The sequence below is a fragment of the Streptomyces sp. NPDC042201 genome (genome assembly GCF_055582185.1).
The window spans coordinates 837,438-859,651 of sequence record NZ_JBVJDS010000001.1 but is presented as its reverse complement, the minus strand read 5'-3'; the positions used below and the strand labels follow the sequence as shown (position 1 = coordinate 859,651).

Sequence of the window (22,214 nt, the reverse complement as noted above, 5' to 3'; positions counted from 1 at the left end):
CCACTGACATTCGCGGAAGTCCGCCACATTCCAGCAACATGGCCTTCACACAACACGCCGCACAATGGGGAACCATGATCCGATTCGAGCACGTCACCAAGCGGTACCCGGACGGCACGACCGCTGTCGACGACCTGTCCTTCGAGGTCTCCCAGGGCGAGCTGGTCACGCTCGTCGGACCCTCCGGCTGCGGCAAGACCACCACCATGAAAATGGTCAACCGCCTCATCGAGCCGACCGAGGGGCGGATATTCCTCGACGGGGACGACATTTCCGCCATCGACCCCGTCGAACTCCGGCGCCGTATCGGCTATGTCATCCAGCAGGTCGGCCTGTTCCCGCACAAAACGGTCCTGGAGAACACCGCGACCGTCCCGCATCTCCTCGGCTGGAAGCGTGCCAAGGGCCGTGAGCGCGCCGCCGAACTCCTCGACCTGGTCGGCCTCGACCCGTCCGTCTACGGCGACCGCTACCCCGAGCAGCTCTCCGGCGGCCAGCGCCAGCGCGTCGGCGTGGCCCGTGCCCTGGCGGCCGACCCGCCGGTCCTGCTGATGGACGAGCCGTTCGGCGCGGTCGACCCCGTCGTACGTGACCACCTGCAGAGCGAGTTCCTCAAGCTCCAGGCGGCGGTCCGCAAGACCGTGCTCTTCGTCACGCACGACATCGAGGAGGCCGTCCGTCTCGGCGACCGTATCGCCGTCTACGGGCAGGGCAGGATCGAGCAGTTCGACGCCCCGGCCGCCGTGCTCGGCACGCCCGCCACCCCGTACGTCGCGGACTTCGTCGGTGCCGACCGCGGTCTCAAGCGCCTCTCCGTCACCCCCATCGAGGAGGGCGATCTGGAGCAGCCGCCCGTCCTCCATCTCGACGACCCGCTGCGCCGCGCCGCGGCCAAGCTCGCCGAGGAGGGCGCGCGCTGGGCCGTCGTCCTGGACTCCGACGACAATCTGCACGGCTGGATCTCGACCGAGCAGACCGGTGCGTCGGGGACGGTGCGGGAGCACGCCCGCCGGATGGAGGCGTGGCTGCCCGTCGGCGCCTCGCTCAAGCAGGCGTTCGCCACGATGCTCCAGCACGACGCGGGCTGGATCGCGGTCATCGACAAGGAGGAGACGGGACGGTTCCTGGGGGTCCTCACCCCCGCCCGGCTGCACGAGGCGCTGCGCCGGTCGATCGACGCGGACGCCCAGGCCATCCCCCGTACCGAAGTGGAGCTGGAGACCATCAGCAAGGTCAGTTAGGGCTGAGCCGTCCGCCCATCCACTCCAGCACCGGCGCGACCTCCCGCCGCCAGGTGTTGAAGTTGTGCCCGCCGCTGTCGAGGATGATCGACGACACCCGTGCGGGCGCCCTGACCTTGCCGATGAACTTCCGCGTGGCCTTCAGGTTCCCCTCGCCCTTCTTGGAGCTGGTCACGAGGAGGGACGACGCGCCCTGGGGCAGGTGGTCCAGGCTCCACAGCAGGTCGGCCCGGTTGCGCAGCTGCTGGTCGCCGTGGAAGAGGTCACCGGTGGTCGGGTCGACGGCGGCCTTGTAGTACGCGGAGAGCCCGGCGCCCGCCGAGAACCGCTCGGGATGGTGCAGGGCGATCTTCAGCGCGCAGTAACCGCCGGTGGAGTTGCCGATGAAACCCCAGTTCCGCGGTGCGGTCCCGACCCGGTAGGTCTGTGACACCGCCGTGGGCAGATCCTTGGCGAAGAAGGTCTCCGTCTGCGGGCCGTCGGGGATGTCCACGCATTCGGTGTCCCGCGGCGGCGCCACGGTGGGCCGCAGCATCACCAGGATCATCGGCTGCATCTTGCCGTCCCTGGCCAGCTGCCAGGCCGTCTTCGGATACTGCAGTCCGGTGATCAGGTTTTCCGCCGTGCCCGGATAGCCGGTGAGCACGACGGCCGCCGGGAAGGTCTTGCGCGCGTATTGCGGCCGGAAGTACTCGGGCGGCAGATAGACGAGGGCCGAGCTGTCGATCCCCGACTTCTCACCGCCCACCGCGATCTTGTGGATCTGCCCGCCCGCCATGGGCTGTGAACCGCCCGGCACGGGCGGCGACTGCTTCTCCACGACCGTCAGCTGCCTGCCGCCGGCCGAGTGGTCGAGGACCGCGCCCAGATCCTGCTGCCTGCCGAGGAGGTCCGCCCAGGAACCGTAGAAGAGGAAGGAGTGGTTGGCGGCGAGACCGACCGCGGCGAATACCGCCAGTTGGGTGGCGAACAGCAGCCCGACCCGGCCGAGCACGGCACGCGGGGTGCGCGGCGACAGCCGTGGCCAGAGCCAGACGGTGGCCACGAACAGCAGGACGGCCAGCAGGACGGCCAAGGCCAGGACTTTGCGGCTGGTAAGACCCATGTCGACCGAGCTTTCTCCTATGAGATTTTCCTGGACGCGGAGGAACCCGCTCCCCCAAAGCCCCGTCCTAGAGGTCGCAAAATGTCCGGCGCCGCGGAGAAGAAGCGGGCATGGGCACCACGATCTCTCACAGAGCCACGGGAAGCGATGTCTGTGACGCTAGATGGGGATAAATCGGTATCGGTTCCTGATCGGGCGGGGCGGTCCCCGGGGATACCTCCGATCCGGCTGACACGCCGTCTGCTCCATGGCCTCCAGCGTCTGTTCCACGGGCCCCGCCCCGCATCCGTACCCGCTCTGGTCGGTACCGCCTGCACCCTCATCGGCCTGATCGACATCGCCGCCGGCGTCTTCCCGCGCTTCCGGCACAGCAGGATGCACAGCTTCGCCGAAGTGCTGCCGGGCGCACTCGGCCCCTTCGCCGCCGCGCTCTCGCTGAGCGCCGGCGTCCTCCTGCTGCTGCTCGCCCATGGCCTCAAACGTCGTAAGCGCCGGGCCTGGCGCGCCGCCGTCTTCCTGCTGCCCGTGGGCGCGGTGGCGCAGTTCGGTTACCGGCACTCGCTCCTCGGCGCCGTCCTCCCGGTCGCGCTGCTCGCCCTCCTACTGCGTCACCGCGGGGAGTTCGCGGCCCTGCCCGACCCCCGCAGCCGCTGGAAGGCGCTGGCGAACTTCGTCCTGATGGGCGCGGGATCCATCGGTCTCGGCCTGATCATCGTGAGCGCCCACCCGCACCGGACCATCGGCAGCCCCGGCCTGACCGACCGGCTCGAACATGTGCTGTACGGACTCTTCGGTTTCACGGGCCCCGTCAGCTACAGCGGCAGCGTGGCCGGCACCGTCGGCTACTCCCTCGGCGCGCTCGGACTGCTCACCGCGCTCACCACCAGCTATCTCGCCTTCCGCCCCGAACACCCGGCCGCCCGCCTCACCGAGGAGGACGAGCGACGGCTGCGCGCCCTGCTCGCGCTCCACGGCGGCCGTGACTCCCTCGGGCACTTCGCGCTCCGCCGCGACAAGGGCGTCGTCTTCTCCCCCAGCGGCAAGGCGGCCGTCTGTTACCGCGTCATCTCCGGGGTGATGCTCGCCAGCGGCGACCCCATCGGCGATGTCGAGGCCTGGCCCGGGGCCATCGAACGCTTCATGGACGAGGCCAAGGCCCACTCCTGGACACCCGCCGTGATGGGCTGCAGCGAGACCGGCGGCCAGGTCTGGAACCGCGAGACCGGCCTCGACGCGCTGGAGCTGGGGGACGAAGCGGTGGTGGATGTGCCGGATTTCTCCCTGCACGGACGCGCCATGCGGAACGTACGCCAGATGGTGAAGCGCATCGAGCGCGCCGGCTACGAAACGCGGGTACGGCGCGTCCGTGACCTCTCCGACGGCGAGCTGGAACGGATCCGCCGCGCCGCCGCCGACTGGCGCGGCACCAGCACCGAACGTGGCTTCTCCATGGCCCTCGGCCGGATCGGCGATCCGGCCGACGGCGACTCGGTGATCGCCACCGCCCACAAGCCCGGCGAGGACGCGCCCGGCCCCTACGGCGACCTGAAGGCCGTCCTTCACTTCGTTCCGTGGGGGGCGCACGGCATGTCCCTGGATCTGATGCGCCGCGACCGGTCCGCCGACCCCGGTATGAACGAACTGCTGATCGTCGCCGCGCTGCGGGCCGCGTCCGGGCTGGGGGTGGAGCGGGTCTCCCTCAACTTCGCGATGTTCCGCTCGGCGCTCGCCCGGGGTGAACGCCTGGGCGCGGGCCCGGTGCTGCGCGGCTGGCGAGGCCTGCTGGTCTTTCTCTCCCGCTGGTTCCAGATCGAGTCGCTGTACCGCTTCAACGCCAAGTTCCAGCCACGCTGGGAGCCGCGTTACGTGGTCTTCCGCAGCACCGGGGAGCTACCCCGGATCGGCTTCGCCGCGATGCAGGCGGAGGGCTTCGTCACGATGTCCCTGCCCCGCCCCCTGCGCCGCCTGGCCCGGGGCCGCCGCCCCCGCCCGTGCGCGCACGGCGTCCGCGCCACGGCCGACCGCGAGGTCCGCACGGCGTAGGGCTTGCCCGGTCAGGGACCGTGACAGGACCTAGGGTGGGGCGTATGAGTACGTTGCGCGGACGAGGCACGGTCGAGGGGCTGCCGGAGTGGGACCGCTGTGCGGTCATGGGCGTCATCAATGTGACGCCCGATTCCTTCTCCGACGGCGGCCGCTGGTTCGACACCACCTCCGCCGTCAAGCGCGGCCTCGATCTGGTCACCGCCGGTGCGGACCTGGTCGATGTCGGCGGTGAGTCGACCCGGCCGGGCGCCTCCCGGGTCGACGAGGACGAGGAACTGAGGCGGGTCGTCCCTGTCGTACGCGGCCTGGCGGCCGAAGGCGTCACCGTCTCCGTCGACACCATGCGCGCCTCCGTCGCCGAGCAGGCGGTCGCGGCCGGCGCCGTCCTGGTCAACGACGTCAGCGGCGGCCTCGCCGATCCGGCCATGGTGCCCACGGTCGCCGCCGCCCGGGTGCCCTTCGTGGTGATGCACTGGCGCGGCTTCAGTCAGGAGATGAACAGCCGCGCGGTCTACACGGACGTCGTCGCGGAGGTCGTCGCCGAGCTGCGTGAGCGGATGGAAGCGGTGATCGCGGGCGGAATCACCCCCGACCGCCTGGTCATCGACCCCGGCCTCGGCTTCGCCAAGCAGGCCGAGCACGACCTGAAGCTCCTCGCGCACCTCGCCGAGCTGCGCGCCCTGGGCCGTCCACTGCTGGTCGCCGCCTCCCGCAAGCGGTTCCTCGGCCATGTCCTCTCGAAAGGCGACGGCCCCCCGCCGCCCGCCCGCGAACGCGACGCGGCCAGCGCTGCGGTCTCCGCCATCGCCGCCCACCAGGGCGCCTGGGCGGTCCGGGTCCATGAGGTACGGGCCACGGCGGACGCGGTCCGCGTGGCGCGCGCGGTCGAGGGCGCCCAGTGACCGCGCGTACGGACAATGAGCAGGTCGAGCTGGCCAACACCACGTTCTACGAGGCGATGGAGAGCGGCGACTTCGATTCGCTGTCCGGGCTCTGGCTGGACGGCGACGACGACGGGATCTCCTGTGTCCACCCGGGCTGGCCCGTGCTCACCGGCCGCGGCGAGGTCCTGCGTTCGTACGCCCTGATCATGGCGAACACGGAGTACATCCAGTTCTTCCTCACCGATGTGGTGGTGGCCGTCTCCGCCGACACCGCGCTGGTGACCTGCACCGAGAACATCCTCAGCGGCGGCCCGGCCGAGGAGAGCGGCGAGCTGGGACCGCTCGTCGGCCAGCTCGTCGTCGCCACCAATGTGTTCCGGCGGACCGCCGAGGGCTGGAAGATGTGGTCGCACCACGGTTCACCCGTTCTGGCCGAAACCGATGAGGAACCGGACGACGACACACCCGCATGAGTGGGTAAACCGCCCTTGTGGATTGCTTCGTGAGACCTGCGGGTAGGGGGGGTCACCAGTCGTGCGGCACCCTGTCCACAGGCCCCACAGGAGAGCAGTGTCGGTGCCCGCGGGTAGATTCGAGTGAGGGCACCGTGCCGCCCGCACGCGGCTGGGTGCCCTGACGACCAACGACAGCAGGAGTGATTCGCGTGGATCGTGTCGCGCTGCGCGGCCTCAAGGCCCGTGGGCACCATGGCGTCTTCCCCCGGGAGCGCGAAGAGGGCCAGACCTTCATCGTGGATCTGGTGCTCGGCCTCGATACCCGCCCCGCGGCTGCCGACGACGACCTGGCGAAGACCGTGCACTACGGGATCGTGGCCGAGGAGGTCGTGGAGGTCGTCCAGGGAGAGCCGGTCGACCTGATCGAGACGCTCGCCGAGCGGATCGCCCAGCGGTGCCTGAAGCACGACGGCGTCGAGGAGGTCGAGGTGATCGTCCACAAGCCCGATGCCCCGATCACCGTGCCGTTCGACGACGTGACCATCACCATCACCCGGAGCCGAGTATGACTGTGTTTTCTACAGACGGGTCGCAGAGCGACCCGACCGTACAGCCGGTGCCCGCCTCCGTGGTCGCGCAGGTGGACGCGGCGGATATCACGCTGTCCAACCCGAAACAGGCCGTGGTCTCCCTCGGTTCCAATCTCGGCAACCGGCTGGAGACGATCCAGGGCGCCATCGATGCCCTGGAGGACACCCCGGGCCTGCGTGTCAAAGCGGTCTCTCCGGTGTACGAGACGGAGCCCTGGGGCGTCGAGCCCGGCTCCCAGCCGTCGTACTTCAACGCGGTGGTCGTGATCAAGACAACCCTGCCGCCGTCCTCGCTGCTGGAGCGCGGACAGGCCATCGAGGAGGCCTTCGACCGGGTCCGCGACGAGCGCTGGGGGCCGCGCACCATCGACGTGGACATCCTGGCGTACGCGGACGTCGTCTCGGACGACCCGCTGCTCACCCTTCCTCATCCCCGGGCCCATCAGCGCGCCTTCGTGCTCGCTCCCTGGCATGACGTGGAGCCGGAGGCCCAGGTCCCGGGCCACGGCCGCGTCGCCGAGCTGCTGGCGGATGTCGGCCGGGGCGGCGTCCAGCCCCGGGCCGACCTGGAACTTCGCCTGCCCGAGTAGTCGTTAGGCTCTGCGGACCGGCACCGCGTGGATCTGTACGACGGCAGGACGGTACGGCGCGGGTGAGTACAGCGAGGCGAAGGGCGGCTTTCTCGGTGAAGCAGTTGCGGATCGGCGTCCTGGCCGGCCTGTTTGTGGTGGCTGGTGTGCTTTCGTGGGCCGGCGCCCGTCTCTGGGACGCGGTGGGCACGCTGCCGAGCGTGCCGCTCGCCGCGCCCATCGTGCTCGTGGTGATCGCCGTGGTGCTCACCGCCACCGCGCTCTCGCTCCGCTCGCGGCTCCGGGCCCAGCGGGAGCGGCGCCAGGACGCGAAGGGCGTGGATCCGCTGATGGCGGCCCGCGCGGTGGTCTTCGGCCAGGCCAGCGCGCTGGTCGCGGCCCTCGTCTCCGGTATGTACGGCGGGACGGGCGTCTTTCTGCTCGGCTCCCTCGACATGCCCGCCCGCCGCGACCAGGCCATCTACGCGGGCTTCTCCGTGCTGGCCGGCATCGCGGTGATCGTCGCGGCCTTCTTCCTGGAGCGGGTGTGCAAGCTCCCGGAAGGCCCGGACGACGACAAGGACGGCACCGCCCCGGCCGGGCCCGTCTGACTGACCGCCCGCACCACCACGTTCACGACCTCACAGGCCGGCACCTCATATGCCGCGACGGCCGTCACCTGAGTGACGGCCGTCCGCGTATCCCGCGCGGCTAGGTCCTATCCGGTCGATCTTCGTGGATCAGCCCGCGGCGTCCGGTGGAGGGGGTACCTCCCGTGCCGTTCAGGCTACGGGGGAGCATCGCAAGGCGGAGGATCGTCGTCGTACTGGACGTACTTGGACGACTCCGACAACACGGCGAGGTGCCGTGCCGGGCGTCGCGGGCCCGCGAAGATCGACCGGACAGGGCCTAGCGAGCCAGTATCAGACTCATCGCCTCGGCGCGGGTCGTGGCGTTGCGCAACTGCCCGCGCACCGCCGAGGTGATCGTCTTCGCCCCCGGCTTGCGTACCCCGCGCATCGACATGCACAAGTGCTCGCACTCGATGACGACGATGACACCGCGCGGCTCCAGGATCTCCATCAGGGAGTCGGCGACCTGGGTCGTCAGCCGCTCCTGGACCTGGGGGCGGCGGGCATAGACGTCCACGAGGCGGGCCAGCTTCGACAGTCCGGTGATCTTCCCGTCCGACGACGGGATGTAGCCGACATGCGCCACCCCGACGAACGGCACCAGATGATGTTCACAGGTACTGGTGACTTCGATGTCCTTCACCATGACCATCTCGTCATGGCCGAGATCGAACGTTGTCGTCAGCACGTCCTGGGGGTTCTGCCACAGCCCCGCGAAGATCTCCCTGTACGCACGCGCCACCCGGCCAGGAGTCGCCAGCAGACCTTCGCGGTCCGGGTCCTCCCCGACCGCGATCAGCAGCTCACGCACCGCATTCTCGGCCCGCTTCTCATCGAATTCGCGGACCTGGGTCTCCCCGTCCAGCGTCACCGGGTCGGTCATGTGTGCCTCGTTCCTGTGCCGTCCTTGTGGGCGGGCATACGAATGCCGCGCTCCCACAGGCTAAAACCTGGGAAGCGCGGCATCCATTCCGGGCCGGATGAGGCGCCCGGGATCAGCTCTCGGGACGGTCCTCGGGAACCGCCTCGGTAGGCGTGTCACCGGTCGTCCCGGCGGGCAGCCCGCCGTTGTTCGAACCGATCGCGCCATTGGTCAGCGCCAGTTCCTTGGGCGAGAGCACCGGCGGCCGCGTCGAAGGCGTACGACGCGAGGAGCCGGTCCAGGCCGGACGGGACGGACGCTTGACGATCGTCGAGAAGACCTCGGCGATCTGCTCCTTGTTGAGCGTCTCCTTCTCCAGGAGCGCGAGAACCAGGTTGTCGAGAACGTCGCGGTTCTCGACGAGGATCTCCCAGGCCTCGTTGTGCGCGGTCTCGATGAGCTTCTTGACCTCTTCGTCGACCAGCGCGGCGACCTCTTCCGAGTAGTCGCGCTGATGGCCCATCTCACGGCCCACGAACGGCTCGGTGTTGTCCCCGCCGAACTTGATCGCCCCGAGCCGCTCGGTCATGCCGTACTGCGTGACCATCGCCCGGGCCGTGGCCGTGGCCTTCTCGATGTCGTTGGCCGCACCCGTGGTCGGGTCGTGGAAGACCAGCTCCTCGGCCGCGCGCCCGCCCAGCATGTAGGCCAGCTGGTCGAGCATCTCGTTGCGCGTGGTCGAGTACTTGTCCTCGTCGGGCAGGACCATGGTGTAGCCCAGGGCCCGGCCGCGCGACAGGATCGTGATCTTGTGGACCGGGTCGGAGTTCGGAGACGCCGCCGCGACCAGGGCGTGTCCGCCCTCGTGATACGCGGTGATCTTCTTTTCCTTCTCGGACATGATCCGGGTCCGCTTCTGCGGGCCCGCCACGACGCGGTCGATCGCCTCGTCCAGGGCGTGGTTGTCGACCAGCTTCTTGTCGCCGCGCGCCGTCAGGAGCGCCGCTTCGTTCAGCACGTTCGCCAGATCCGCGCCGGTGAAGCCGGGCGTACGACGGGCGACCGCGCCCAGGTCGACGTCCGGGGCGACCGGCTTGCCCTTCTGGTGGACCTTGAGGATCTCCAGCCGTCCCTGCATGTCCGGACGGTCGACGGCGATCTGCCGGTCGAAGCGGCCCGGGCGCAGCAGCGCCGGGTCGAGGATGTCGGGCCGGTTCGTGGCGGCGATCAGAATGACGCCGCCCTTCACGTCGAAGCCGTCCATCTCGACGAGCAGCTGATTCAGCGTCTGCTCGCGCTCGTCGTGGCCACCGCCGAGACCCGCACCGCGGTGCCGGCCGACGGCGTCGATCTCGTCGACGAAGACGATCGCCGGGGCGTTCGCCTTGGCCTGCTCGAAGAGGTCACGCACCCGGGAGGCACCGACGCCGACGAACATCTCGACGAAGTCGGAACCGGAGATCGAGTAGAACGGGACGCCGGCCTCACCCGCGACAGCGCGGGCGAGCAGCGTCTTGCCCGTACCGGGCGGGCCGTAGAGCAGCACGCCCTTCGGGATCTTGGCGCCGACGGCCTGGAACTTCGCCGGCTCCTGGAGGAACTCCTTGATCTCGTGGAGCTCCTCGACCGCCTCGTCGGACCCCGCCACATCGGAGAAGGTCGTCTTGGGGGTGTCCTTGGTGATGAGCTTGGCCTTGGACTTCCCGAACTGCATGACGCGGGAGCCGCCGCCCTGCATCTGATTCATCAGGAACAGGAAGACCACGATGATCAGGACGAAGGGCAGCAGCGAGAGCAGCACCGAGACGAACGGGCTCTGCTTCGACGGCGAGACCGTGTAGCCCTTGGTGATGTCGCCGTTCTGGAACTTGGTCTGCAGCGTCGAGGCCAGGCTGGCGCCTTGGTCACCGATGTAGCTGGCCTGGATCTTGTCACTGCCATTGATCTTCTGGCCGCCCTTGAGGTCGACCTTGATGATCTGTTCGTCGCCGGTGGTCAGCTTGACCTGCTCGGCCTGGTTCTTGTCGATCGCCTGGACAACTTGACCGGTGTCCACCGTCTTGTAGCCGCCCGACGAGCCGACGACCTGCATCAACACGACCACGGCGAGGACGGCCAGCACGATCCACATGACCGGCCCACGGAAGTATCGCTTCACGTCCATCCATACGGAGCGAGTTCGCCCCGTCCCTCCTGCCCGTAGGTAAATGCTGCTGTGAGAAAAGACTGTTCTTCGGACGGTACCCCAGCATTGTCACGTGCGATGGCACGGGACGGGCGGGAACCCGTCTTCCCATGCTCCAACGCCGGAAGTGGGGCGGTGGTTCCCGGCAACGGCGAAGCCTTTCCCGATGCTTCGCCGTCGCGCGGGGCCTCAGCCGCCGTAGACGTGCGGTGCGAGCGTCCCGACAAAAGGCATGTTCCGGTACTTCTCTGAGTAATCCAGGCCATATCCGACGACAAACTCATTGGGAATGTCGAAGCCGATCCATTTGACGTCGATCGCGACCTTTGCGGCATCCGGCTTACGGAGCAGAGTGCAGACCTCGAGCGAGGCCGGCTCCCTCGAACCGAGGTTGGACAGCAGCCACGACAGCGTCAGACCCGAGTCGATGATGTCCTCGACGATCAGGACGTGCTTGCCCTTGATGTCGGTGTCCAGGTCCTTGAGAATCCGGACCACACCGGAGGACTGGGTGCCCGCCCCGTACGAGGAGACGGCCATCCAGTCCATCGTCACGGGGGTGGACAGGGCCCGCGCCAGGTCCGCCATCACCATCACAGCGCCCTTGAGAACCCCGACGAGAAGCAGATCCTTGCCTGCGTACTCCGCGTCGATCTTCGCGGCCAGATCGGCCAGCTTCGCGTCGATCTCTTCCTTGGTAATGAGCACCGACTGAAGGTCGCTGCCCATGTCCTTGTCGTCCACCCGCATCACTTTCGTTGTCGGCCAGGGGTCAGGGGCTTGCGGCCCTGGAGACACAGCCGTAGTGCTTGAGACCAGCGCTTCAGCCCTGCCGGATGACCAGTCTGCCACCCTGCCTCCTGGCCTCCACGCGGCCGGGCAGGTTGATGGCTCCCTGGCCGCGCCAGCCCGTGATCAGGCGGTCGACCTCTTCGATGTGCCGGGCGAACAGCGAACCCGCGGGGGCGCCCGCGGAAATGGCCGCGCGGCGCAGCACCCGGCGGCGGACGGCGGGCGGCAGCGCGTAGAGCTTGGCGCATTCCAGCTGTCCCGCCTCGTCCCGTACGGAGAGCTCCGCGTCGGCGGCCCAGGTGTCCAGGGCGTCGGCGTCGTCACGGGAGAGCTGCGCCGTACGGGCCAGGGCCTCGACGACGCCCTTGCCGAGCGCCTTCTCCAGGGCGGGCAGACCCTCATGACGCAGCCGCGAGCGGGTGTACGCGGGATCGGCGTTGTGGGGGTCGTCCCAGACCGGGATCGACTGGACCAGGCAGGCCTTGCGGGCGGTCTGCCGGTCGAGTTGGAGGAAGGGACGGCGATAACGGCCGGCCGCCCCCGAGACGGCCGCCATTCCGGACAGGGAGCGGGTGCCCGAGCCGCGCGCGAGACCGAGCAGCACGGTCTCGGCCTGGTCGTCCCGGGTGTGGCCGAGCAGGACGGCGGCGGCGCGATGCCGCTCCGCCGCGGAGTCGAGGGCGGCGTAGCGGGCTTCCCGCGCGGCGGCTTCCGGCCCGCCTTCGCGGCCGACGGTCACGGCGACGGATTCGACGGGTTCGAGCCGCATGGCGCCGAGCCGGGCGACGACTTCGGCGGCACGGATGTCGGAGCCGTCTTGAAGACCGTGATCGACGGTGACGGCACCGGCCCGGACGGAGAGTTTGGGGGCCTCGAAGGCGAGGGCGGACGCGAGCGCCATGGAGTCGGCGCCGCCGGAGCAGGCGACCAGCACGATCGGCCGGCCCCCGGCGCCGGCCGGGGAGGTGTCGGAGCGGTCGGTCAGGACGTCGTGGAGTACGCGGCGGACCGCCAGGCGTATCGCCGCGACCGCAGGATGGGGACCCATATCCGGTGCCCTTCGTGATGTTTTTTGGGGGGTGCCTCGGTCGGTGTCAGGACGGGGAGCGTCACTCAGAGTGCGTCGATGGTGACAGAACCGAGCCATTAACCGAGCATTGCACGCCTATCCCTTACTCACGGTCCCTCGGATGGGTGATACCTGAGCCGATCTTCTCCGGTGAACCTGATCAAGCTCAGGAATCTGCCTTACGGTGCACCCTCGCGATCCAGTCCGCCGGCTGGGCGATCTCCGCCTTGGTGGGGAGGGTGTTCGGCGAGGTCCAGACCCGGTTGAAGCCGTCCATGCCGACGTCCTGGACCACGGCCCGTACGAACCGCTCCCCGTCCCGGTACTGGCGCAGCTTGGCGTCCAGCCCGAGCAGCTTGCGCAGCGCCTGGTCGAGACGGCTGGCGCCGCGGGCCCTGCGCTGCTGGAACTTCTCCCGGATCTCGGCGACGGTCGGCACGACCTGCGGCCCGACGCCGTCCATCACATAGTCGGCGTGGCCTTCGAGCAGGGACATCACGGCGGTGAGCCGGCTGAGGATCTCGCGCTGGCCGGGGGTCTGCACCAGCTCGACGATGCTCCGGCCGCCGTCGTCCTCCTCGCCCTCGGGGCGGCCGCCCGCGAGCGACTGGGCGGCCTCGCGGAGCCGTTCGAGAACGGTCATCGGGTCGACCTCGGTCTCGTCCAGGAATGACTGGATCTCGCCCTGCAGATGGTCCCGCAGCCAGGGCACGCCGGTGAACTGCGTGCGGTGGGTCTCCTCGTGGAGCGCGACCCAGAGCCTGAAGTCGTGGGGATCGACGTCCAGTTCACGTTCGACATGGACGATGTTGGGGGCGACGAGGAGGAGCCGGCCGCCGCCGGCCGCGGACGCCGGGAGATCGCGGGTGGCGGGAGCGAACGTCTCGTACTGGCCGAGCACCCGGGACGCCATGAAGGACAGCAGCATGCCCAGCTCCACGCCGGTCACCTTGCCGCCGACCGCGCCGAGCACGGCGCCGCCGGGGGTGGCCGAGCGGCGTTCCTGCATCTTCTCGAACAGCGGCTTGAGCAGTTCGCGGAATCCGGCGACATTCGCCTTCACCCAGCCGGCCCGGTCGACGACCAGGACGGGGGTGTCCGGGGGCTCATGGCCCTCGGGGATCAGCCGCGTGTACGCGCGGACGTGCTCCTCCGAGGCCCTGGCATGCCGCCGCAGCTCGGCGACGATCTCGCGCGCCTCGTCGCGGGTCACTTCTGGCCCGGGCCGCACGAGGCGGGTCGCGGTCGCCACCGCGAGATTCCAGTCGACCATCTCGGCACCACCGATGCTCGTCATGCGTCAACCGTACGTGGTCGGACCGGGGTACGGAGAGTTGTCGAGGGGCCGGTTCTTCCCGTATCCCGTCCCCTTGGGGCTGGGATACGGCCCGGAATCAGGCCGCGGGACCGGCCGGGACACCGGTCCCGGATCAGGTTGCGCCGTCAGGGGACCAGGGCGGCGGAAAGCCGGTCCAGGGCGTGCTGAGCGGCTTCGGGGGCCGGGGTGGAGCCCGCCATGAAGGCGAAGGCCAGCAGTCGGCCTTCCCCGTCGACCACCGTGCCGGCCAGCGTGTTCACGCCGGTGAGCGTGCCGGTCTTCGCCCGGACGAGTCCGGCGGCGGGCGCGGCGTCCGCGTACCGGCTCTGGAGGGTGCCGCTGAATCCGGCGACCGGCAGGCCGGTGAGGACGGGGCGCAGCTCCGGGTGGGCCGGGTCGGCGGCGCGGGTCAGCAGGGCGGTGAGCAGGGACGCGCTGACCCTGTCCTGCCGGTTGAGGCCGCTGCCGTCGGCGAAACGCGCCCCGTTGACCGGCAGTTCGAGCTTCTTGAGCTGGGCGCTGACGGCCCGTCCCGCGCCGGCGAAGCTCGCGGGCTCGCCCGCCGCGATAGCCGTCTGGCGGGCCAGGGACTCCGCGATGTCGTTGTCGCTCTCGGTCAGCGCCCGTTCGACCAGGGCGGACAGGGGCTTGGAGAAGGTCCTCGCGAGGGGCTTGGAGCCCTTGGCGGGCTTGCCCGCCGCGGGGGCCGCGGAGGTCTTGATACCGCGGTCCCCCAACAGCGCGACGAAGGCCTGGGCGGCGGCGCCCGCCGGATCGCCGCCACGCGGCGCGGGCCCGCTCGTGGACTTGTCGAGACGGCTCTGCCCGGCCATCAGGGCGGTGACGGGGGCGATGTTGTCGTTGGCGCCGATGGGGTGGTCACGGGGGCCCGAATAGAGGGAGATGTCGTAGCCGACCGCGACCGTGGTGACTCCGCGGTCGCGCAGCGCGCGGGCGGTGTCGTCGGCCAGGGCCCGCAGCCCCGACCTGTCGAGCGTGGCGTCCCCGCCGCCGACCAGGGTGAGTCTTCGTCCGTCAGGGGTGGCCACGACCGTGGTGGCGATGCGGTGGTCGGGGCCGAGCGCGGAGAGCGCGGCGGCCATCGTCGCGATCTTGACGGTGGAGGCCGGGGTCATGGCGGTGCCCTCGCCCCTCCCGTACAGCCGCTCGCCGGTCGCGACATCGACGACCGACGCCGTACGCGTCCGTCCGAGCGCGGGGTCGTCCAGCAGCGGTCCGAGTTTCTCCTTGAGGTCCGCGGGGCCGGCGACGGAGGTGCCGAGCGCGGCGAGCACCCCGGCGGCGCTGGGAGCGGGCGCCGGAGTACGGGAGCCGGTCGCGCCGTGATCTGCGCCACCCGTACGGCTCTGGGCCACCGCCCACTCCCGCTCGGCCTTACGCTGACCGGAGTCCCAGGGGCCGGCCGCGGCCACCGCGACGGCGGCGAGCGTCAGGCCGACAACGACGGAACCCGCCGTGAGCTGCCACACTTTCGGCTCAAGCACGGCTGACCAGCCCCTTTCGCGATCACACAGCTGCGTGGGGGACACTTAATCACTGCGCCTTGCCGCGAGCATGGCACCCCGGCCACATAGCCGCCTGTCAGGCGGGGTCCGGGAGCCCTCCTCCGTGGGGACGCAGCACCACCGACCTATGTGTTGATCATGGAGGAGCCACCCGTGGAGTTCGACGTCACCATCGAGATCCCTAAGGGTTCGCGGAACAAGTACGAGGTGGACCACGAGACCGGTCGGATCCGACTTGACCGTCGTCTCTTCACCTCGACCAGCTACCCGGCCGACTACGGCTTCGTGGAGAACACCCTGGGCGAGGACGGCGACCCGCTGGACGCGCTGGTCATCCTGGACGAGCCGACCTTCCCGGGCTGCCTCATCAAGTGCCGTGCCATCGGCATGTTCCGGATGACCGACGAGGCCGGCGGCGACGACAAGCTGCTGTGCGTACCGGCGTCCGACCCCCGGGTGGAGCACCTGCGCGACATCCACCACGTCTCGGAGTTCGACCGCCTGGAGATCCAGCACTTCTTCGAGGTCTACAAGGACCTGGAGCCCGGCAAGTCCGTCGAGGGCGCCGACTGGGTCGGCCGCGCCGAGGCCGAGGCCGAGATCGAGGCCTCGTACAAGCGGCTCGAGGCGCAGGGCGGCGCGCACTGACCGCGCACTCCTCCGTGTGACCGGCGGACAGCCGGACGGACGACGGGCGGCGTACCCCTCGGGGTGCGCCGCCCGTTCGCGTGCCGCCGCTCATGTCCGTGCCCATACTGGGCAGACGCGGAGCGGGAACGAAGACCAGAGGGCCGCGGGACAGCCGGGACGACGGAACGGCGGCGCATACGACAGGGAGTGAGGGCGTGGACAGTGGTGGCCGAGCCGGACGGTCCTGAGGACCGAAAGCCTCCGTCGGACGAGGCGCACAGCGCCTTCACTCCGCCGCACGGGGTGGAGCAGCCGCTGGTTCCCGAAGAAGACCACCCGACGTCGGAGTTCGCGCTTCCCGACGGGCTGAGTACGGAGGCGGCGGCCGAGCCCGAGGGCTCGGCCTTCGATCTGCCGGGGCGCCTTCCCGGTGGCAAGGCGGGGTCCTACGGCGGCCGGCACGCGCCGCCCGCCTTCACTCCCGCGCACGGCATCCCCATGGTCAGGCTGAGCAAGGAGGCGCCCTGGCAGGACCGGATGCGCACCCTGCTGCGGATGCCGGCCGCCGAGCGCCCCGTACCGGAGACGGTGCAGCGCCACGACGACCAAGGGCCCGCCGTGCCCCGCGTGCTGGACCTGACGCTGCGTATCGGTGAACTGCTGCTGGCCGGCGGCGAGGGCGCGGAGGACGTCGAGGCCGCGATGTTCGCGGTCAGCCGCGCGTACGGACTGGACCGCTGCGAGCCGACCGTGACCTTCACCCTGCTGTCGATCTCCCATCAGCCCTCACTGGTGGACGACCCGGTGACGGCCAGTCGGACGGTACGCAGGCGGGGCACCGACTACACCCGGCTGTCCGCCGTCTACACGCTCATCGACGACATCACCACCGAGGACACGGACGTCACGCTGGAGGAGGCGTACCGGCGGCTCGCCGAGATCCGCCGTAACCGGCACCCGTACCCCGGATGGGCGCTGACCGCGTCGAGCGGGCTGCTGGCCGGCGCCGCGTCCGTACTGGTCGGTGGTGGTCTGCTGGTGTTCGTGGCCGCGGCGCTCGGCGCGATGCTCGGCGACCGGCTGGCCTGGCTGTGCGCGGGCCGCGGTCTGCCGGAGTTCTACCAGTTCGTGGTGGCCGCGATGCCGCCCGCCGGGATGGGGGTGGCGCTGACACTCCTGAGCTCGTCCGTGGAATGGGAGGGCAGGCCCTCGGCCGTGATCACCGGTGGGCTCTTCGCGCTGCTGCCGGGACGGGCCCTGGTGGCGGGGGTGCAGGACGGTCTGACGGGCTACTACATCACCGCGTCGGCGCGGCTGCTCGAAGTCATGTACTTCTTCATCGCGATCGTCACCGGTGTGCTGATCGTGCTCTACCTGGGGGTTCAGCTGGACGCCCCGCTGAACCCGGACGCGGCGCTGCACACGGCCGAACGGCCGGTGGTGCAGATCCTCGCGTCGGTGGTGCTGAGTTTCTCCTTCGCGATCCTGCTCCAGCAGGAACGTTCGACCGTGCTGATGGTGTCCCTCAACGGCGGCATCGCGTGGGTCGTCTACGCGGCGCTGCACGACACGGGCGACATCTCGCCGGTGGCCGCGACGGCGGTCGCGGCCGGCCTGGTGGGACTGTTCGGGCAGCTCTTCTCGCGCTACCAGTTCGCCTCCGCGCTGCCCTATGTCACCGCGGCGATCGGGCCGCTGCTGCCGGGCTCCGCGACCTACTTCGGACTGCTGGGCATCGCGCAGAACAACCTGGACCGCGGGCTCGCGTCGCTCTCCAAGGCGGCGGCACTGGCGCTGGCCATCGCCGTCGGGGTGAACCTCGGAGGGGAGATCTCCCGGCTGTTCCTGAAGGTGCCCGGGGCGGGACGGGCATCGAGCCGCCGCGCGGCCAAGCGGACGCGCGGCTTCTAGGCCGTGTCCGACCTAGACCCTGGCTTCGCCCGGCTCAGCGCTTGGCGTGGCGGCCACGCGAGCCGGTACCGGGGGTGCCCGGGTCCTCCGTGGTGGCCGCACCGGAACCGCCGCCGCCCGTCCGCCCGGCCTTCTTGGACTTGGAGCGGGCCCGCATGAACTCGATCACGATCGGCAGCACCGAGAGCACCACGATGGCGATCAGGATCATCTCGATGTTCTTGTGCACGAACTCGATCTTGCCGAGCGCGGCCCCCAGCAGCGTGACACCCGCGCCCCAGAGCGTGCCGCCGATGACGTTGAAGATGATGAACGAGCGGTAGTTCATCCGGCTCACACCGGCGATGATCGGCGTGAACGTCCGGACGACGGGCACGAAGCGCGCCAGGACCAGCGACTTGGGGCCGTACTTCTCGAAGAACTCGTGCGCCTTCTCGACATTCTCCTGCTTGAAGAGCTTGGAGTCCGGGCGCTTGAAGAGGGACGGGCCGACCTTCCGGCCGAAGAGATAGCCGACCTGGTCGCCGACGATCGCCGCGATCACCACCAGGGTGCAGACGAGCCACAGCGGGGTGTCCAGGGTGCCGGACGTCACCAGCAGCCCGGTGGTGAAGAGCAGCGAGTCACCCGGCAGGAAGAAGCCGATGAGAAGGCCGGACTCGGCGAAGACGATGACCAGGACACCGATCAGCCCGAAGGTTCCGATCAGATAGTCCGGGTCCAGCCAGCTGGGGCCGAGTGCAAGGGTGGTCACGGGTTCCGGACTCCTGTGTCATTAGTCGGTCGATCGTCGATTCGGCGTGGTCGGCCGCGCACAAGCTATCAACGCCTGCCCGCTCCTCCAGGTTCCACCCGGCCCCCCGAAATGCACTTCGGACATAGCGGCATAAAGCTGTGGCCACAAGGGCTTCGAGGAAGGCGGACACAGATGAGCATCGACGATTACGGCGGCGGACAGCGGTCCGGGGCCGACATCCTGGTCGTCACGACGAACGACGTGCCCGGTCATCAGGTGCAGAAAGTGATCGGCGAGGTGTTCGGTCTCACGGTCCGCTCACGGCATCTGGGCAGCCAGATCGGCGCCGGGCTGAAGTCGATGATCGGCGGCGAGCTCAAGGGGCTCACGAAGACGCTCGTGGAGACCCGCAACCAGGCGATGGGCCGCCTCGTCGAGCAGGCGCGCTCACGCGGCGCCAACGCCGTGCTGATGATGCGCTTCGATGTCACGGAGGCGGCCGACGTGGGGACGGAAGTGTGCGCGTACGGCACGGCCGTCGTGATCAGCGAGCTGTAGCGCGCCGCGGCGGACGGCGCCGGCCCTGATCACTCCCGGCGGGGGTCCGGCGCCGGACTCCTGTGCCGCTTTTGTACGGTTACGGTGAGTGCGTGGCCACCGACCCTCCGTCCGCCGCTTCCTCCCTCTCGGCGCGCGCACTGCTGCCCCTGGTCGCGCCCTCCCTGGCGGTCGGAGTCGCCGCGGCCCTCGTGCTCGTAGGGGTGAGCACCGTCGCGGACGAGCTCGAGGACGTGCTCTGGAAGACACTGCCCGGCGCCCTCGGCATCGGTGCCTACTCCTCGCTCTGGGTGATCGTCATGCTCACGGCCACCGGGCTGGCGGTGGGGATCGTCGTACGCCAGGTGCACGGACACGCGGGTCCGGATCCGGCCACCACCGGACTGGTCGACGAGCCGATGCCCGCCGGGGTGGTACCGGGGCTGCTGGTGGTCACCGGACTGGCGCTGGCCGGCGGGGTGAGCCTCGGCCCGGAGAATCCGATCACCGCGTCCAATATCGCGCTCGCCTACTGGCTCGGCCGCAAGGTGGCGCCCACCGTCCCGGCCGCGCTCTGGGTCGCGCTCGCCGCCGCGGGCACGATCGGGGCGCTATTCGGAACGCCCGTGGCCGCCGCGCTGGTCCTCTCCGAGACCCTTGCCACCAGACCGGGCCCCGGCTCGCTCTGGGACAAGCTGTTCGGCCCGTTGATCGCGGCCGGCGCGGGCTCCCTCACCACGGTGCTGCTCGACCACCCGACCTTCGATCTCGACCTGCCGCCGTACCCGGGCAACAGCTGGGGCGATCTCCTCGCGGCACTGGTGATCGCCCCGGTCGCGGCGGCCCTGGGCATGGCCGCCGTATACGCGTTCCCGTACGCGCACGCCCTCTTCCGGCGCATCGGGCATCCCGTCCTGGCCCTGACCGCGGGCGGGCTGGTGCTCGGCCTGCTCGGGACGCTCGGCGGGCAGCTGACCCTCTTCAAGGGACTGGACCAGGTGAAGACGCTGGCCGCCGATCCTGACGGCTGGTCGGCCGGGTCGTTCGCGCTGATGACGGTGGTGAAGCTGGCCGCGATGACGACCGCGGCGGCCTGCGGGTTCCGGGGCGGGCGGATCTTCCCGGCCGTCTTCGTCGGGGTCGCCCTCGGACTGTGCGCCCACGCGCTCGTCCCGGCCGTCCAGCCCACCCTGGGGGTGGTCTGCGGGGTGCTCGGCGTCCTGCTCGCCCTCACCCGGCAGGGCTGGCTCAGTCTGTTCACGGCGGCGGTCCTGGCCGCCGACGTGAATGTCCTCCCTCTGCTCTGTGTGGCCGCGCTCCCGGCCTGGCTGCTCGTCACCGGCCGCCCCCAGATGCAGCTTCACCAGGACGGCACCTCCCTGCGCTGAAGCCGCGCCGAACAGCCGTCCCACCCACGCCGGACCGGCACAGCACCGCTTGCTCCCCCTCTCCCGCCCGGCGAGCCGAACGCCGCATTTGTCCGTATCGTCGTCGCCGGAAGACCCGAAGACCCGTCGCTGACCGAAGACCCGTCACTGAAGGCGGAGCGGGTCGTGTCCGACGCGCACCGACGGAAGACAGGGAAGCCGATGCCACTCCACCGAGGCGGGGACCGCAGAGCGGGCGGGCCGGCCGACGCGTCCCCGAACGACCAGGCCGAGCTGCGCCGACTCTCACTCAACCCCTTCTACGGGGAGGCCGATCCGGTCGGCGAGATGAACTCCGCCCCGCCCACACAGCGGCTCCCCGACGGCCCCATCCCGCCCGCGACGGCATATCAGCTGGTCCATGACGAGCTGATGCTCGACGGCAACTCCCGCCTCAACCTCGCCACTTTCGTCACCACCTGGATGGAGCCGCAGGCCGGGGTGCTGATGGGCGAGTGCCGGGACAAGAACATGATCGACAAGGATGAGTACCCGCGCACCGCCGAGCTGGAGCGGCGCTGTGTGGCGATGCTCGCCGACCTCTGGAACGCCCCCGACCCGACGACGACCGTGGGCTGCTCGACCACCGGGTCCAGCGAGGCCTGCATGCTCGCCGGAATGGCGCTCAAGCGCCGCTGGGCCCTGCGCAACGCGTCGCGCTATCCGGCGACCGCCCGGCCGAATCTCGTCATGGGCATCAACGTCCAGGTCTGCTGGGAGAAGTTCTGCGCCTTCTGGGAGGTCGAGGCCCGGACGGTGCCCATGGAGGGTGACCGCTTCCATCTCGACCCGCAGGCCGCCGCCGAACTCTGCGACGAGAACACCATCGGGGTCGTGGCCGTGCTCGGCTCCACCTTCGACGGCTCGTACGAACCGGTCGCCGAGCTGTGCGCGGCGCTGGACGCCGTCCAGGAACGCACGGGCCTCGACATCCCCGTCCATGTCGACGGGGCGTCGGGGGCCATGGTCGCTCCCTTCCTCGACGAGGATCTGGTCTGGGACTTCCGGCTCCCGCGCGTCTCCTCCATCAACACCTCCGGGCACAAATACGGGCTGGTCTACCCGGGCGTCGGCTGGGCGCTGTGGCGCTCGCCCGCCGAGCTCCCCGAGGAGCTGGTCTTCCGCGTGAACTACCTGGGCGGCGACATGCCCACGTTCGCGCTGAACTTCTCCCGGCCGGGCGCGCAGGTGGTCGCGCAGTACTACACCTTCCTGCGGCTGGGCAGGGACGGCTACCGGGCCGTCCAGCAGACGGCGCGGGACATCGCCATGAAGCTGGCGGGACGGATCGAGGCGATGGGCGACTTCCGGCTCCTGACCCGGGGCGACGAGCTGCCCGTGTTCGCCTTCACCACCGCCCCCGGCCTGAAGAGCTTCGACGTCTTCGACGTCTCGCGCCGGCTGCGCGAGCACGGCTGGCTGGTGCCCGCGTACACCTTCCCCGCCAACCGCGAGGATCTGTCCGTCCTGCGGGTGGTCTGCCGCAACGGCTTCTCGGCCGACCTGGCCGCGCTGCTGGTGACCGACCTGGAGCTGGTGCTGCCGGAGCTGCGGCGCCAGGCCCATCCGCTGGACCGCGACAGGTCGATCGCCACGGCCTTCCACCACTGAGAGCGCCGTCGCGCCCCGCCCATACCCGTCCCCGAACCCGTCCCTGCTCATCCGCTCCCCCGATCCGCGCTGTACTGAATACGCGCTC

General features: G+C 70.0%; 20 protein-coding genes. 12 read left to right on the top strand and 8 right to left on the bottom strand.

Features of this window, described 5'->3' with window-relative positions; all coding sequences use genetic code 11:
• Positions 1-74 precede the first annotated feature (74 nt).
• The gene (locus tag ACZ6MZ_RS03715; protein WP_384179759.1) at positions 75-1,241 is read left to right on the top strand and encodes an ABC transporter ATP-binding protein; all 1,167 of its coding nucleotides are present in this window, start codon (positions 75-77) and stop codon (positions 1,239-1,241) included.
• Here the strand turns inward: ACZ6MZ_RS03715 and ACZ6MZ_RS03710 are convergent.
• On the bottom strand, positions 1,234-2,346 hold the full coding sequence (locus tag ACZ6MZ_RS03710) for an alpha/beta hydrolase (protein ID WP_389782951.1): 1,113 nt from the start codon (positions 2,344-2,346) through the stop codon (positions 1,234-1,236). The genes ACZ6MZ_RS03715 and ACZ6MZ_RS03710 overlap by 8 nt on opposite strands.
• A 147-nt stretch (positions 2,347-2,493) precedes the next feature.
• Here ACZ6MZ_RS03710 and ACZ6MZ_RS03705 point away from each other — a divergent pair, with 147 nt between their 5' ends.
• From ACZ6MZ_RS03705 to ACZ6MZ_RS03680, 6 genes are all read left to right on the top strand, one after another.
• The gene (locus tag ACZ6MZ_RS03705; RefSeq protein ID WP_469349584.1) at positions 2,494-4,389 is read left to right on the top strand and encodes a phosphatidylglycerol lysyltransferase domain-containing protein; all 1,896 of its coding nucleotides are present in this window, start codon (positions 2,494-2,496) and stop codon (positions 4,387-4,389) included.
• A gap of 44 nt (positions 4,390-4,433) precedes the next feature.
• Positions 4,434-5,294: a dihydropteroate synthase gene (gene folP, locus ACZ6MZ_RS03700; RefSeq protein WP_384179753.1), complete on the top strand. Its 861-nt coding sequence runs from the start codon at positions 4,434-4,436 to the stop codon at positions 5,292-5,294.
• Complete coding sequence (locus tag ACZ6MZ_RS03695; RefSeq protein ID WP_384179751.1) at positions 5,291-5,749, top strand: nuclear transport factor 2 family protein; 459 nt, start codon at positions 5,291-5,293, stop codon at positions 5,747-5,749. Before folP ends, ACZ6MZ_RS03695 begins: the two co-directional genes overlap by 4 nt.
• 191 nt (positions 5,750-5,940) lie before the next feature.
• Positions 5,941-6,300, top strand: a complete 360-nt coding sequence (gene folB / locus ACZ6MZ_RS03690; RefSeq protein WP_383914293.1) for a dihydroneopterin aldolase — start codon at positions 5,941-5,943, stop codon at positions 6,298-6,300.
• On the top strand, positions 6,297-6,911 hold the full coding sequence (gene folK, locus ACZ6MZ_RS03685) for a 2-amino-4-hydroxy-6-hydroxymethyldihydropteridine diphosphokinase (RefSeq protein WP_469349580.1): 615 nt from the start codon (positions 6,297-6,299) through the stop codon (positions 6,909-6,911). The genes folB and folK overlap by 4 nt, the downstream gene beginning before the upstream one ends.
• A gap of 95 nt (positions 6,912-7,006) precedes the next feature.
• Positions 7,007-7,501, top strand: a complete 495-nt coding sequence (locus ACZ6MZ_RS03680; protein WP_389782963.1) for a DUF3180 domain-containing protein — start codon at positions 7,007-7,009, stop codon at positions 7,499-7,501.
• Positions 7,502-7,799: 298 nt separating this feature from the next.
• Here the strand turns inward: ACZ6MZ_RS03680 and folE are convergent, their stop codons facing one another.
• The 6 genes from folE to dacB all read right to left on the bottom strand — a co-directional run bounded on the left by folE (position 7,800) and on the right by dacB (position 15,253).
• Positions 7,800-8,405: a GTP cyclohydrolase I FolE gene (gene folE / locus ACZ6MZ_RS03675; RefSeq protein ID WP_389782965.1), complete on the bottom strand. Its 606-nt coding sequence runs from the start codon at positions 8,403-8,405 to the stop codon at positions 7,800-7,802.
• A gap of 112 nt (positions 8,406-8,517) precedes the next feature.
• Positions 8,518-10,548 (bottom strand): ATP-dependent zinc metalloprotease FtsH, encoded by a 2,031-nt coding sequence (gene ftsH, locus ACZ6MZ_RS03670; protein ID WP_384179743.1) that lies wholly within the window; start codon positions 10,546-10,548, stop codon positions 8,518-8,520.
• A 210-nt stretch (positions 10,549-10,758) separates the two neighbouring features.
• Complete coding sequence (gene hpt, locus ACZ6MZ_RS03665; RefSeq protein WP_384179741.1) at positions 10,759-11,319, bottom strand: hypoxanthine phosphoribosyltransferase; 561 nt, start codon at positions 11,317-11,319, stop codon at positions 10,759-10,761.
• A gap of 73 nt (positions 11,320-11,392) precedes the next feature.
• Positions 11,393-12,409, bottom strand: coding sequence for a tRNA lysidine(34) synthetase TilS (gene tilS / locus ACZ6MZ_RS03660; protein ID WP_469349577.1), 1,017 nt, complete (start codon positions 12,407-12,409; stop codon positions 11,393-11,395).
• Positions 12,410-12,596: 187 nt separating this feature from the next.
• On the bottom strand, positions 12,597-13,727 hold the full coding sequence (locus ACZ6MZ_RS03655) for a zinc-dependent metalloprotease (RefSeq protein WP_384179737.1): 1,131 nt from the start codon (positions 13,725-13,727) through the stop codon (positions 12,597-12,599).
• Positions 13,728-13,873: 146 nt separating this feature from the next.
• Positions 13,874-15,253: a D-alanyl-D-alanine carboxypeptidase/D-alanyl-D-alanine endopeptidase gene (gene dacB / locus ACZ6MZ_RS03650; protein WP_469349574.1), complete on the bottom strand. Its 1,380-nt coding sequence runs from the start codon at positions 15,251-15,253 to the stop codon at positions 13,874-13,876.
• A gap of 174 nt (positions 15,254-15,427) precedes the next feature.
• On the opposite strand from dacB, the gene ACZ6MZ_RS03645 reads away from it, so the two are divergent.
• Together ACZ6MZ_RS03645 and ACZ6MZ_RS03640 are read left to right on the top strand one after the other, a co-directional pair.
• Positions 15,428-15,922, top strand: coding sequence for an inorganic diphosphatase (locus tag ACZ6MZ_RS03645; protein WP_003968257.1), 495 nt, complete (start codon positions 15,428-15,430; stop codon positions 15,920-15,922).
• A 204-nt stretch (positions 15,923-16,126) separates the two neighbouring features.
• Positions 16,127-17,815 carry a threonine/serine exporter family protein gene (locus tag ACZ6MZ_RS03640; protein ID WP_469349648.1) on the top strand — a complete coding sequence of 563 codons (1,689 nt, stop codon included), beginning with the start codon at positions 16,127-16,129 and terminating at the stop codon, positions 17,813-17,815.
• Between the two features lie 34 nt (positions 17,816-17,849).
• Here the strand turns inward: ACZ6MZ_RS03640 and ACZ6MZ_RS03635 are convergent, their stop codons facing one another.
• Positions 17,850-18,569 (bottom strand): DedA family protein, encoded by a 720-nt coding sequence (locus tag ACZ6MZ_RS03635; protein WP_386877359.1) that lies wholly within the window; start codon positions 18,567-18,569, stop codon positions 17,850-17,852.
• A gap of 174 nt (positions 18,570-18,743) precedes the next feature.
• Between ACZ6MZ_RS03635 and ACZ6MZ_RS03630 the strand changes: the two genes are divergently transcribed.
• The 3 genes from ACZ6MZ_RS03630 to ACZ6MZ_RS03620 all read left to right on the top strand — a co-directional run bounded on the left by ACZ6MZ_RS03630 (position 18,744) and on the right by ACZ6MZ_RS03620 (position 22,126).
• Entirely contained in the window at positions 18,744-19,109 is a 366-nt protein-coding gene (locus tag ACZ6MZ_RS03630; protein WP_384179729.1) for a YbjQ family protein, read from the top strand.
• Between the two features lie 92 nt (positions 19,110-19,201).
• A complete protein-coding gene (locus ACZ6MZ_RS03625) occupies positions 19,202-20,476 on the top strand; it encodes an ion channel protein (RefSeq protein ID WP_469349573.1) in 1,275 nt (424 codons plus the stop codon).
• A 201-nt stretch (positions 20,477-20,677) separates the two neighbouring features.
• Positions 20,678-22,126: a glutamate decarboxylase gene (locus tag ACZ6MZ_RS03620; protein WP_384179725.1), complete on the top strand. Its 1,449-nt coding sequence runs from the start codon at positions 20,678-20,680 to the stop codon at positions 22,124-22,126.
• Positions 22,127-22,214 lie beyond the last annotated feature (88 nt).